The organism is Microcoleus sp. MON1_C5, from assembly GCF_036701875.1.
Classification (GTDB): Bacteria; Cyanobacteriota; Cyanobacteriia; order Cyanobacteriales; family Microcoleaceae; genus Microcoleus.
The window spans coordinates 1-12037 of record NZ_JAUBRN010000049.1; the positions used below are offsets into that span (position 1 = coordinate 1).

Genomic DNA, 12037 nt, shown 5'->3' on the forward strand with positions numbered 1-12037 from the left:
GTTTAACTGCTTATCAATCTATTCAACAAGCTCTCTCTATTGATGGCTCCATTTTTTCCCCTAGTTGAGCAATTACGGCTAATCATTTTTTCTGAGCACTAATCTCATGGCAAACGTGTTTATCGCTTTCATCAGCATTATTCTGCAAATAGTCGCGCAGCCAATCGCAGCCTTGCACCAGCATTTCATCTAAACTTCTGATTGGTCACAACCGGGCTGTATTGTTATATGATGCCGTAGCGATGTATTGGCCGTCGGGACTAAAACTGACACTCGATACCCCATCTGGATGCCCTTTTAACCGATTTTGTTCTCGGATGTTTTCGAGAATCTGGTTGAGGGCAATCTGGGGAGTAGATATCGGGTAATCAGCAAAAGAACGAACTTCCTTGACTGTGGCTTTAAGTTTTTTTCCAATCTTCACGGCTGAGATTAAAGCATCTATTTGATTATTCCCCAACTCAGATAGTATCAAAACATCACTTGCCGATCGATCTAATTGGGTCAGTTTCTGTGCCTGATCCACTTGCTGGTACGCTACTCCCATTATAAGGAGAAACCCAATTAAGGTAATGCTAAGTATCGTTGCTAAAATAATAATAGTCAGCCAAGCATTTAGCTCTTTTAGCTTTGCTTCTGCTTTAGCAAATAGCTCTTTTCGCTCTGCTTCTACTTTGGCAAATAGCTCTTTTCTCTCTGCTTCTGCTTGTGCTAAAACCTGTTTGCAGTTCTCTGTTAGTTCTTCTGCTGTCAGAATTAAAGCTTCAACCTCCTTAACTTTTTTCCTTATTTCTAGTAATTTCGCATTTTTCCATTGGCGGACAAAAGGCACTAAATAATCGTGAACAAGTTGGTAGCGTTTCGGAGTTCCCGGCACTTCTAATACCAATCCCGATTTAACGACCATCTCTAAAACTAGCTCTAATTCTACTAACTCTGTTCGTAAATATGCTGCTAATTCAGCAAAAGTTTTCTGAGGACGAGTGTTGTTTTCATCCGTCAGTAAGTACAAGACAACTGCGGCAATATCTTTATTCTCTTTACCACAATCTGCGATAACTTCATCTAAAAAATCCTCAACCAGTTTGAGCTTTGCCTGACTGCCAAGTTGCTGATATTCACTCAGTTGAGTAATCTGCCTTTTTTCCAGTTGCATTCCCGCGATTTGCAGTTCTATCAGCCGCACTTCCCGCACTTCACCTGCTAAATCTTCTACCAGTACGTCTACCAAATCTTCGGATAAGTCAAGTTGAGAGCGTTTTGTTAAGGTTTGGAGAACAATTTTAGCATCGGGTATCGAAAAATTACCCAAGTAATAACAGATTTTTTTATTGAGAATGTCGTTATCAATCATCGATAAGTTGGTCGTGCGATTCCATTCTAATAAGTAGTAAAGATAATCTTCCCGCAGCGACAGGATAATTTTGAGTTCACCAATCTCATTTAAACATTCAGCCAAAAAATCATAGAACTCTCTCCGGCTAGTTGGGTCTTGATAAGCAAAGAAAAATTCCTCGAACTGGTCAAAGATTAGTACAGTCAATAAATTGCGGTTTTGATTCAGTCGTAACTGTTCCAGAAGAGCTGTCGGCGTGTCAAGAGGAGTAGATAAACTCTCACCTCTTAATTTGGCAATTCCCGATCGCAAACACTGACCGCAATCCATCACCCAATCATGATAAGACTGCAATAAAATAGGCAATACGTCCCGCGCATCAAAAGTTGTAAGTTGCAGGGCTGGAACTAACCCCGCTTGAATAATCGAACTTTTTCCTACTCCAGATTGTCCGTGAATGATAGTCAGCTTGCAAGCAGGTGTACCTATCCGTTCAATTATCCGTTTAACATCCTGCGAACGCCCGGAAGCGGCGACAATTTCCTCAACTATTTCAGCTTTTGACTGACCTGATTCTAAAGCAAGATTAATTGTTTGTTGCGGCGGCTGCAAACGGCCGACGCCAATAAAAGCTTGCAGTCGATATTTGATTTTAACTTCCTGTTGTTCTAGTTTTAAATCAAATGCTTTTAAATATTCGCTTTGCTCAAAATAGAGAGTTCTCAACTCTTCTAAAATCCTCAGATAAAGCTGCACATCATCTTGAGGCTGCGTATTGTCTTTAGCCGCTTCTAAGTTTTTAACAGCCTCCGACTGTTGACTGAGATTTCGCTGCGCTTTTGCCAAAAGTAGCAGATACAAACCAGTCTCTTTTTTGGTGGCTTCTGCTTGTTCTAAAACCGACAGTGCTGATTTAGCTAATTCGCAAGCTTTTTCCCACTGAGATTGTTGCAGCGCCACCTCAGCCCAAAAGCCGTAATCTTCAGCTACTTGACTCAGAGTGCCACAATCTTCGTGCATTTCTAAGGCTTTGACTGCTAAACTTTGCAACTCTTCCCAAGCTTGTAAAAGTCGCAGCACTTCGCCAAGTTCGCTAATACATTTAGCCGCTAAATCATTTCGTTGTGCTTGCTCAAAACTCTCCAGAGATTGCTGCAAATACTTTCTAGATTTTTGCCAATAATCCTGACTTCCCGCCCGGTGCAATTCTGCTTGGCGGTTGTAAGCTTGAGCAATTTTATGGCAGACAATTCCTTGCCTTTCTAATTGGCGATTGTGCTCCCAAAATGTCAAAGTTTCCTCATAATGTTCGAGTGCTAAATCTATTTGACTTTTATGAAATGCAACTAAACCACCAATAAATAGCCAACTTGCTTGCAATTCTGGGTTTAATGTTTCTCCCAAACTTGACAGGTCATTCCTCAGGGACTCAATTTTACAGTCATCTAATTTGAAATTCTCAGCATTAGCAAAAGCTTGCTCTGCTTTTTGCCACAACAAATTCATCAAATCATCGGGCGGCATGGTAAACTCAATTGGAGGAGGAGCCCAGGACTTTAGATCGTTAGCCGATCGACTAAATTTAGACAGTACGGAATCCGTAACCCATAATATCAAAGGAAAAGCAAAATCTTGCTTGAATTGATCTCGCGCTCTATTAGCCCCCGCTAACAGGTCATCAAGAGCCACCACCGATTCGATACCGAAAACTATTAAAGCTTTCGGCGGTTGCTCTTGGACGGCATTGAGAATGGTTTGATAAAGTGTTTTAGTTGCAGGTTCGAGGACTAATTTTTGATATTCAGCAGTCGAGCGATCGCGCAATTTTTGCAGCATTGCAGAACGCAAGCTAGCATAATTGCAGCGCACTATAGTTAAAGAAAACTTTCCTTGAAAGCGGGCGATCGTCCGTACCAAAGTAGAGAGCGATCTCTCATTTTGTGCTGCAATATCTTCGGCTAGATTTGAGTTTAGCATAATCTCACGAATTTTGCTGCTGCCACAGCTTAAATTTGTCAGTTTCCATCAACAGCGGATTCAACGCGAACCAATTTCCTTGAGTGTCTACATATTCAAAAACTCGCAGCTTTCCCAGCAAATCTTGGTATTCTTTATCTCCATTAATGCTTTGTTCTTTCACCACCTTAAAGAGTAATTCCCACTCATCATTATCAATGCCATTCCTAAGAGTATCGCGGGCACTGCGAATCACTGATTTTAACACATTTTGCGAAATAGGAGGGTCTTCTTGCTGCAAGCAACCAAACAGCATCCCCATCAAGTTTCGCAGATGACCTCCGCTGACACGACACAATTCATCTAAAGTTTCAGGACTCTCAAAAACTTCGGTAATTAATGTAATATTTTCCTCTGGAAAAACATCGGGAAATGCCCGCGACATCACCATGCGCCGCAGCAAATTCATCCCCTCAACACATTCGCTGCCGTCTCTATTCTTTACTGGTACCATCGGCAAAACTTTCGGGTCAAGTCCGCCCCCCAAGCGATTTTTTAAAATTTCACTTTCATTGCCAAAAATCAATCCCAGCGGCAGGGTATAAACTAAATGGCAATTCAGTTGCCGCAACTGATCGCCCCGGTCAATAAAGATATATTCTGGCAACAGTCGCCCCGCTGCATTGGGTCGAAAAACTATCCGATCTAAGTTATCAACAATCACCACCAATCCTTTTTTATCGCGCTGCTTTAACTGATTAATTGCTACATCAATAATTTCTTGATTAATCAGTTCTAACATTTTATTAGCTTGCGGTTCCATGTACTGTCTCAGTTTAGAGCGCAAGTCGGGATTACTTTTGATTTTGGCAGTAATTTTGGCGATTCCTAAAGGCAGAGAAATTTCCATATTTCCGTCTGTATTGCCCTTATATTTGCTGCCAAAAAGTTCTCCTTCAGCTTCTAAAGTCACAGGGGTTTGTAAAAAATTCCAACTATTTTTTAAGAATTCTTTAAAGCGCTGGGGCTGCAAAGAAATTTGGCCCTCTTCCAAGCTTTGGGTGACTCGCCGGGCGATCGCTAACATGATATCTGTCAAATCGAGATCCATTTCATCGAGGTCTTGTGTTGACTCGAAGTAAACTACATGAAATCCCTGATCTGTCAACTCTTTTTGCAGTCGCGATAATTCAGTAGACTTGCCGCAACCAATATGTCCGGTAAATAATTGGCAAGTCGGTTTATCTCGTGCCAGACGGGTAATTGTTCGTTTGAGTATGTCAATAATTTTCCCGCCGCGCACCTCAGCAAAATCAATGTAGTAGCGAATATCTTCTGAATTTCCAAACTTGAGGGAGTGACTGGGATTGCAGGCATCGCAAAATTGATCGAAATCTAGGTTCATAAAATTTTTTAAATTAGTTTTTGTAGTTATTGTAGGGTGGGTCAGGGCTGAATGTTATTACCAGAGACAAAACAATTTTCCGGGTAAGCACCCTACGGTTAGTTAGCTGACCACCCATACGTCGAAGACTATTAGTGTGAACCTGGATGCTGTTTCCAATATTGATAGGCGGCATAGGCTAAGGTGACAGCGCCGGTCACGATCGCCGCTTCGTCTACCTCAAATTGCGGGTGATGGAGGGGATAGTTCGGTTTGTCAGTCAGTCCCACTCCTAAGCGAAACATGGTTCCCGGTGCGTGTTCTAGATACATCGAAAAATCTTCCGCGCCGAGGGAGGGTTCTGGTAAAATTTGGACGCGCGATCGACCTAAAGCTTCTAAAGCCGCAGTTTCGACTAATTGCGTGAGTTTTGGGTCGTTTTGGACTCCGGGGACTCCGCGCTTGTAGGTGAGTTCGTACTTAGCGCCGTAAGTCGCGCAAACGCTAGAAACAATTTGTTCGATCCAAGCCGGCAGTTTTTCGTGGGTTTCCGGATGCAGCGATCGCACAGTTCCCAATAATTTTACTCGATCGGCAATTACGTTCGGCGCTCGTCCGCCGTTAATTTGCCCGATCGTCAAAACCAGTGGCCTCAAAGGATTTTGCGTGCGGCTAATGGCCTGCTGCAAAGTGGTAATTATCTGAGAAGCAATCCAAATTGCGTCGATCGCCTCGTGGGGACGCGCACCGTGGCCGGATTCGCCCATCACAATCAATTCTATGTCATCTGCCGCCGCCGTCAGTGCCCCGTGGCGGATACCGATGCAACCGCCGGGAATCGTCGGAAAAACGTGCACTCCGAGGATGCCGTCAACATCTTCCATCGCCCCATCTTTAATCATCCATTGAGCACCTTGGGCAATCTCTTCCGCCGGCTGAAACAAGAAGCGGACGTGACCGGGCAATTTTTCCCCTAGCTGAGACAATATCATGGCTGCGCCCAAACCGACGGTGGTGTGGATGTCGTGGCCGCAGGCGTGCATCACTCCCTCGTTGCGGGAAGCAAATTCTAAGTTAGTGCGTTCTTGAATCGGCAAAGCGTCCATATCGGTGCGAATTGCCAGCCAGCGGGACTCGCTGCTGTGGCCTTTGAGTTCGCCGAGCACTCCTGTTTTGCCGATTCCTTCGATCGCGCGGACTCCGCTGGATGCGAGAACTCCGGCTACGTAGGCGGCGGTTTGATATTCTTGGCCGCTGAGTTCGGGGTGGGAGTGGATGTGGCGGCGAATTTCGATTAAGCGGGGTGCTAGGGTGGTGGCTAATTCTTTGATGCGGGGAAGCATGAATTTAGTTGGGGAGTGCGGTACAAGTTGTAGTCAACTAGGTTAACGCATATGTTTGGGGTGAACCCACATCAAGCACCATTCTCCTGAACAGGCATCCTGCCTGTTCCAGCGGCTTAATCGTCTTTGGATTCATTGAACCTCCCTTCCTTCTGCGCTCTTTCGAGCCCTTCCTCCACCAAAAGTAATGCCATTTGGGACATCGAACGACGCTCAATGCTCGCCAGCTTCTCTAATTTCTCCTTAATTTCGGGCGGCGGGTAAAAGGCAACTCTGGGAGATTTTGCAGGACTCACATGGTTTGGGGGTAGCGTGTTCACCATGTCATTTTAGCTGACTGCAAATTTTTTAGATATTTTTTAAGTCAAGGTAGCACACCATAATCTAATTTATGCTATAGTAATCTAAATACCGAAAAACCAAACCCCCACCGCTCAGACTCGCAATCGTTCGGTGGGGGCTTGAACTCCCATATTCAGGAGGAATACCTATGATATCACAGCCAAAATCTGTTCCCGAACTACTTCGGGAAGAAATTCCTGACGTACCTCAAGGTAAGCAACCGATTCGTTTGCTGTTGTGTGGCGTTCCCAAAGCGGTAGACAGCATCGTTAATCTGTTGCACGTTTTAGGTTTTGCAGAAGTTGGGGAATGGAGCCCGCCTCTACCATCGCCTCTAGCGGGTGAGGTGATTCGGATTTTAACCCGTTACTGGAAAGAGTAATTGTTGAGGGCGATCGCACGAATTGAAAAAGTGCGATCGTCCAAGATCTTCAAACCGCACTGCCATTAATTAAATTGCGGTTGCCTTTTTGGATGTAGTCACGAGTTGGTAAGGCTATGACTTTTCAATACTCCGGACAGTTTTTGGAACGATACTACAAGCCTTACAGGGCAAGCATCATAAAAAAGTCGAATTAAATGCAAGTCAGGGGTAGAGGTGACATTGATTTAATTATCCACACTCGCCTCAAAGTCCTAGGGAATAAGCCATTGGGCCATATAAAAAGTGTCCGGACTATTGAGTTTTAAGAGTTTGCTAATGGTTTAATCACGTCCAGTATTTCTTGAAGCGTAAAGTAAATGTAGTAAAAAACTGGCTTTCCATTTATGTCTATAGTGCCATATCGACGCTGTAGGCGACCCTTACCATTTTTCTCTGCTATTTTAGGGTCAAAGCCACGAGATTCACTACTAACATAAATTAACTCAATAGGAGCGCATTTTAGGTCAAAAGTGATACCCCATTTTATTTTTGCTTCTAACTTTCCATCAGGCTTTCGCTCCAAATCGTAGAAGATATTTTCATAAAAATAGCTCATATCAATTTTTTTAAAGTCCAATTCTGTGATAAGTAGTGGATAAGCTAGTGGTTTTACTTCCTGAGCTTTCAACAATATCTTAAAAAAATTATTTGCTTCCCTAGTTATGTAATCCTCAGCAGCTTTTTTTTGATCTTCATTTTTAAATGAAATTAGAGGAACATAACTGCTTTGGAAAAGTAAAGTTTCAGGGCAAATTCCTATAATATTTATTTCCTGATTCATGAGTTTTCCAGGTATAGTTTTTGGATAATAAAGAAGTTAGCCTTAAATATTTTGATTCCTTTCATTTCTGGATTTTGTTCAGTTTCTCCCAAAGGGCTGTGCTGAGGTTCTGCTGTGTAATACCAAGGAATAAAAAATACACTCTCTGCAACAGTATGGGTTTGCTGGAGAGCCAATTCATAAGTAAGCTGCTTGATGATATCATTTTTGTATTTATTTGCCGATTTTGGCGACGATGAGGGATTTATATAAAAGTCAAGTGGTACATCTTTATAATCCAATATTTTCAGTTCAAATCCATTTTTTGTTTCCAATTTAAGAACTAAGTCGGGACGGGGAAACCGGCGCATTGCCGTACTTCTATCTCGGTTTTTTAATTCATCATGCGTTCTGTTTGAGTAGACCAGTCTTCCAACTTTAGTATCAAACTCAATACAAAGGAGTTCATTCCATCCAAAGAAATCGTCTTTATTAGGATAGCGAATATCAGATTTTGTCTTATAAATCCATTTATTACCGTACCCGTTGTTTCCATGATTAGCTCGGTGGTTGCCAACCCGTTTTGGTTCTTCACCTTGCCTCTTAGGTTCTGGATGTGGAGGATCTTTCAAAGGTATATCGGTATCTGCATAGCAGATTTTATCTGGGTATTTTTTGAAGAAATAGGTGCTGCACATATCCTCCCAAACCAGAGAAAACCCTTTTATTCCCCAGTAGTTACCATCATTCTGAGCGGGATTTATTTCGCCATATAGGAATATTTCAATAGCTTCATAAAGTCCCCAATAGTCAGCGTCTTTATAATAAGTATTTTTGTCTATATTATCCAGCGCTTCTTTAAGAATGCTGATAGTTTCACCAAAAGTGTCTTTGTCAAAAATTGACTGGTTGCTGGTCAAGTAGCCGTCTTGGAAGCCTTGAGCAAGGAAGCGAATATCTTGACTGTGTGCTTGAATATTATCGGGCACATCGCCATCCAACTGCTGTACAATCTCATCGAGTATATAACAATACAGGTTCACGATATCAGTGCTTTCATAGCGCACCGTCGGACGTGGCAAATCCATCGCCTCGACGTAAATTACATGGTTATCAAGGTAGATAGCGCGATCTAAGTATTTGTAAAGTTGAGAATAATCAATATCTTCACTGCGTCTGGCTTTCTTTTGGATTGAGTTGATAGCAAGGTCATCGTAGGCTTCCAGTACCCGCTCGATCATTTTAATCTTGCTATAGAGTACACAAACTTCCCCATCTTCCGTTTGCATACTGACTCCGCCACCAGAAAGGGTAGTCTGATCTTGGTCTTGCTGGAAGTCCGGTCTGTTAAGGTTGAATCGGTTTGTGCCTGTATTGTCTCTCTCAAACTTGCGGAAAGTGCGATACATCTTGAAAAATAAATCCCGCACCTCGTTAAAATCACCATCTGGAAAATTATCAAAGCCATTTGGCAGACAAAACTCATAACCATCTTCTAAAGCCGATTTACGGATTCCAACAAAAAAGTCATTGGAATTTTTAATCAACTTAAAGCTTGAAAAATCAAACATGGAGTGTCAAAAAAGAAAAGCTATTATTTTTAAGTAGAGACTTAAGACAAATTCAACGCTTGAAATTCATTATGTTTGTAATGAACTCATTATGCAATTTAGTGAAATCACCGAAAGTGACGAGTTCATCTCTTGTTACCTCCAAAAGCTCCACAAGGGGTTTTTTGTCACGGTTGAAAACGCTATCCCAGAGGAAGAACATGAGTTTATTTTGTATCTGTTCAGCAGTTACAGGTTGTTTGATAAAGTAATAACCAATTTGCTTGTCCTCAATTCCCCGAATGGAAGTGTGATGACTTTTGATAAAGCCGTTAAGGTTTTTGATTAGCTTTTTCCATTTATCTTCATCCAAAGTACCTTTTGTACCGTATGTTGCAGCAGGAGGTTTACTGTCATCCCAATCCCAGTTGACAAATTCCCAATCCCAACGTCGCTTGAAAGCACTGTCCATAAAGTAAATGGAATTGTCAGAGGTGTTCATAGTAGCTAGGAGTGATAAGTTAGGCGGAATGCGAATTGAACCGCCAACCATACTACTGCTAACTATATTAACGCTTAGATGTATTTTGTCCAAAATTTCTTGATACTCCTCAATTGCTTTAGCGTTTTTTACTTTACCATATTTATAGAAACCTATATTACCGCCATCTTCAAATCCCACTAACGTTAGTATTCTGTCTAACTCTAGTGCCGAAACATTTATACCATAATCTGACCAACCATTTGGGCTGCGATCTAAAAGTTGAAAAATTGTCCCAAAAATTGCAGAAGAGTTGCCACGATTGATTTCATCTATAACCAACGCAACATTTTTTATCTCCTCATTGTCCTTCGCCACAAGTATGTTTCTGTAAGCTTGGGCAAGGGATTTTAAAAAATGGCCTTCATAAAAGTTATATTCCACTTTTCCCGATTTTGTAATCGGCACCAGTTTTCCCATGAAGTCACCATAGGTGTACTCTGGATGAAATACTGTTTTAATGATATTCTCTGGACTTGTTATTCCCAAGTCATTGGGAATAATTACCTTATCGATTGTATGGCTTTTACCGGTTCCGGGACTACCAAAGAGGATTTTTTGAATGGGAGTTTTCACTTTGTTGGTCTACTTAAGTTACAAAATGCTGGTGAAGAGATATCAAGCTACAGATGATCGTAGTCGATAGCAAATTGAATTTGTCCGCTTAAATCAAGTAGGTTCCGCTTTTTACGGGTGCGAATTAATTCTTGCAAAGCAAAGTCAATCAGTTCTTTTTCTGTCTTAAAATTGGTTAAGCGAAAGGCTTCTTTAACCAATTATTCGTCAAGTTCAAGGGGGCTTTTCATAGTTGAGGCTTCCTTTCACTCTCTAATTAATTATGGCATATCCACACCCTAATCCTCAACCTCGCCCAACTCCCCCAACTCACCGAAACCAAGCTGCACACCTTCTATCCAACTCCTCTGCATCGACGGCAGCAAATTCGATAACCCCGATCGCCGGATGCCCTTACCCGCTTCGAGGGTACAATCTGTCTCATCACCGACACACCTCATCCACTCCTGCAAACCTTCTCCCCCCATGACCCCGATTTACTTCAAACTGTCGTAAACTGGCTCAAACGACTTCATCTAGAATCCTAAGTTTTGACTGTTGGGAGTTACGCATCAAAACCAAAGAAACCGGGTTTTTCACTTTAGTTAAAGGTCGGGATGCAGTATTCTCGAAAAAAAACCCGGTTTCTGACCACCCGCAAACCAAAGAAACCGGGTTTTTTGCCGGTTCTGTCGCTATAGCGCAATATTCTCGGAAAAAACCCGGTTTCTAGCCAGCCGTGCGTCCAGCACTATTAAAGCCATCCTCAATCCCAAAAATTGAGATAAAATATCGACAAGCCCTCAACATAACGAACAATGACTCTAGCCAACTATCAACTTTCCCTAAACTTTGAGCAAATTTTAGCCCTAGTCAAACAACTGCCCTATCCAGAAAAATTGCAGTTAAGTCAAGAGCTTGAAAAAGAAGTATTAAACAGTAAATTAACAGCTCTTTTGGAGTCATTTAGAACCGATGAGCTTTCTTTAGAAACTATCACTCAAGAAGTAGAAGCAGTCCGAAGCGAAATTCATGCCAGAAAAACCAGCCCTTAAAGTAATTATAGACACTAATCTTTGGATTAGCTTCTTGATTGGCAAAGAATTAGCTAATCTCAAAAAATTAATAGTAGATCAAGCTATCCAAGTTGTCTTGTGCGAACAAATAATCGAAGAAATCAATCTGGTAACTCAAAGACCCAAACTTCAAAAATATTTTCCGGTAACGAAAGTCCAAGAATTGCTAGAATTGTTGAGAATTATTGGTTTATGGATAGAAATAACCTCGGAAGTCTCTATTTGTAGAGATGCTAAAGATAATTATTTGTTGGCTTTAGCGAAAGATAGTCAAGCTGATTTTTTGATTACAGGAGATGGAGATTTATTGAGTTTGGTGAATTTTGAGGGGACGGAAATTTTAACTTACAAAGATTTTTTAGGCAAACTCAATTAAAACTATTATCCTAAACTATATTCATTATCTGCTAAAATGTCTTGTAAAATTTCAGGCGTTAAGCCTCGCTGCATGGCCCGATCGGAAATTTCTGCCATAACCTGCGTTAAAGTTTTATTGTGTAAATTTTCTCTAAAAAACAATTGAATAATCAAACTTAACTCTTGCTGAGTCTTAGGACTAGCTTCTTCAAACGCTGTCTTAATATTTTCATCAACTTGAATCGTAATTATTGCCATAGCCGTTAAAAAAAGTGTTAATACGAAAACATTTTTTTTCTAACTCTACTTTATCACACGTCTTGCACCATTCTCAAGAACAGGCAAGATGCCTGTTCCACAACAGATGAATTTTCGCGGGGGGCACGCGAGCCCGCCCTGAAAGGATTATTGAG

At 41.6% G+C, this 12037-nt stretch carries 14 protein-coding genes; 4 read left to right on the forward strand and 10 right to left on the reverse strand.

Annotation, left to right across the window (positions count from 1 at the left end):
- Positions 1–205: 205 nt before the first annotated feature.
- The 4 genes from QUA71_RS21255 to QUA71_RS21270 all read right to left on the reverse strand — a co-directional run bounded on the left by QUA71_RS21255 (position 206) and on the right by QUA71_RS21270 (position 6342).
- Positions 206–3313, reverse strand: a complete 3108-nt coding sequence (locus QUA71_RS21255; RefSeq protein ID WP_333288010.1) for an nSTAND1 domain-containing NTPase — start codon at positions 3311–3313, stop codon at positions 206–208.
- Positions 3314–3317: 4 nt separating this feature from the next.
- Positions 3318–4697 carry a P-loop NTPase fold protein gene (locus tag QUA71_RS21260; protein ID WP_333288012.1) on the reverse strand — a complete coding sequence of 460 codons (1380 nt, stop codon included), beginning with the start codon at positions 4695–4697 and terminating at the stop codon, positions 3318–3320.
- Positions 4698–4828: 131 nt separating this feature from the next.
- On the reverse strand, positions 4829–6019 hold the full coding sequence (locus QUA71_RS21265) for a M20 family metallopeptidase (RefSeq protein WP_333288013.1): 1191 nt from the start codon (positions 6017–6019) through the stop codon (positions 4829–4831).
- A gap of 116 nt (positions 6020–6135) precedes the next feature.
- The gene (locus QUA71_RS21270; RefSeq protein WP_190663607.1) at positions 6136–6342 is read right to left on the reverse strand and encodes a ribbon-helix-helix domain-containing protein; all 207 of its coding nucleotides are present in this window, start codon (positions 6340–6342) and stop codon (positions 6136–6138) included.
- A 167-nt stretch (positions 6343–6509) separates the two neighbouring features.
- Here QUA71_RS21270 and QUA71_RS21275 point away from each other — a divergent pair, with 167 nt between their 5' ends.
- Positions 6510–6743, forward strand: coding sequence for a hypothetical protein (locus QUA71_RS21275; RefSeq protein WP_332942899.1), 234 nt, complete (start codon positions 6510–6512; stop codon positions 6741–6743).
- Positions 6744–7047: 304 nt separating this feature from the next.
- Here QUA71_RS21275 and QUA71_RS21280 read toward each other — a convergent pair whose 3' ends face one another.
- The 5 genes from QUA71_RS21280 to QUA71_RS21300 form a co-directional block, all read right to left on the reverse strand.
- The gene (locus tag QUA71_RS21280; protein ID WP_333288016.1) at positions 7048–7566 is read right to left on the reverse strand and encodes a hypothetical protein; all 519 of its coding nucleotides are present in this window, start codon (positions 7564–7566) and stop codon (positions 7048–7050) included.
- Positions 7563–9116: a hypothetical protein gene (locus QUA71_RS21285; protein ID WP_333288018.1), complete on the reverse strand. Its 1554-nt coding sequence runs from the start codon at positions 9114–9116 to the stop codon at positions 7563–7565. The genes QUA71_RS21280 and QUA71_RS21285 overlap by 4 nt, the downstream gene beginning before the upstream one ends.
- Positions 9117–9168: 52 nt before the next feature.
- Entirely contained in the window at positions 9169–10212 is a 1044-nt protein-coding gene (locus tag QUA71_RS21290; RefSeq protein WP_333288020.1) for a restriction endonuclease, read from the reverse strand.
- Positions 10213–10259: 47 nt separating this feature from the next.
- On the reverse strand, positions 10260–10412 hold the full coding sequence (locus QUA71_RS21295; RefSeq protein ID WP_333288022.1) for a type II toxin-antitoxin system VapB family antitoxin: 153 nt from the start codon (positions 10410–10412) through the stop codon (positions 10260–10262).
- Positions 10413–10490: 78 nt separating this feature from the next.
- Positions 10491–10679: a hypothetical protein gene (locus tag QUA71_RS21300; protein ID WP_333288024.1), complete on the reverse strand. Its 189-nt coding sequence runs from the start codon at positions 10677–10679 to the stop codon at positions 10491–10493.
- Here QUA71_RS21300 and QUA71_RS29345 point away from each other — a divergent pair.
- The 3 genes from QUA71_RS29345 (at position 10635) to QUA71_RS21310 (ending at position 11643) form a co-directional block, all read left to right on the forward strand.
- Positions 10635–10739 carry an NACHT C-terminal alpha/beta 1 domain-containing protein gene (locus tag QUA71_RS29345; protein ID WP_445243815.1) on the forward strand — a complete coding sequence of 35 codons (105 nt, stop codon included), beginning with the start codon at positions 10635–10637 and terminating at the stop codon, positions 10737–10739. The two genes, QUA71_RS21300 and QUA71_RS29345, sit on opposite strands and share 45 nt — an antisense overlap.
- A gap of 270 nt (positions 10740–11009) precedes the next feature.
- A complete protein-coding gene (gene vap15, locus QUA71_RS21305; protein WP_190655710.1) occupies positions 11010–11246 on the forward strand; it encodes a type II toxin-antitoxin system VapB15 family antitoxin in 237 nt (78 codons plus the stop codon).
- Positions 11224–11643 (forward strand): putative toxin-antitoxin system toxin component, PIN family, encoded by a 420-nt coding sequence (locus QUA71_RS21310; protein WP_190655709.1) that lies wholly within the window; start codon positions 11224–11226, stop codon positions 11641–11643. The genes vap15 and QUA71_RS21310 overlap by 23 nt, the downstream gene beginning before the upstream one ends.
- A 5-nt stretch (positions 11644–11648) precedes the next feature.
- On the opposite strand, the gene QUA71_RS21315 is transcribed toward QUA71_RS21310, so the two are convergent.
- Positions 11649–11882 (reverse strand): hypothetical protein, encoded by a 234-nt coding sequence (locus QUA71_RS21315; RefSeq protein WP_333288027.1) that lies wholly within the window; start codon positions 11880–11882, stop codon positions 11649–11651.
- Between the last annotated feature and the right edge of the window lie 155 nt (positions 11883–12037).

Coding starts and splice junctions, on each gene's coding strand:
- QUA71_RS21255 (WP_333288010.1), bottom strand. CDS start 3,313: ATGCTAAACTCAAATCTAGCCGAAGATATTGCAGCACAAAATGAGAGA.
- QUA71_RS21315 (WP_333288027.1), bottom strand. CDS start 11,882: ATGGCAATAATTACGATTCAAGTTGATGAAAATATTAAGACAGCGTTT.
- QUA71_RS21285 (WP_333288018.1), bottom strand. CDS start 9,116: ATGTTTGATTTTTCAAGCTTTAAGTTGATTAAAAATTCCAATGACTTT.
- QUA71_RS21300 (WP_333288024.1), bottom strand. CDS start 10,679: ATGGGGGGAGAAGGTTTGCAGGAGTGGATGAGGTGTGTCGGTGATGAG.
- QUA71_RS21275 (WP_332942899.1), top strand. CDS start 6,510: ATGATATCACAGCCAAAATCTGTTCCCGAACTACTTCGGGAAGAAATT.
- vap15 (WP_190655710.1), top strand. CDS start 11,010: ATGACTCTAGCCAACTATCAACTTTCCCTAAACTTTGAGCAAATTTTA.
- QUA71_RS21270 (WP_190663607.1), bottom strand. CDS start 6,342: ATGGTGAACACGCTACCCCCAAACCATGTGAGTCCTGCAAAATCTCCC.
- QUA71_RS21260 (WP_333288012.1), bottom strand. CDS start 4,697: ATGAACCTAGATTTCGATCAATTTTGCGATGCCTGCAATCCCAGTCAC.
- QUA71_RS21280 (WP_333288016.1), bottom strand. CDS start 7,566: ATGAATCAGGAAATAAATATTATAGGAATTTGCCCTGAAACTTTACTT.
- QUA71_RS21310 (WP_190655709.1), top strand. CDS start 11,224: ATGCCAGAAAAACCAGCCCTTAAAGTAATTATAGACACTAATCTTTGG.
- QUA71_RS21265 (WP_333288013.1), bottom strand. CDS start 6,019: ATGCTTCCCCGCATCAAAGAATTAGCCACCACCCTAGCACCCCGCTTA.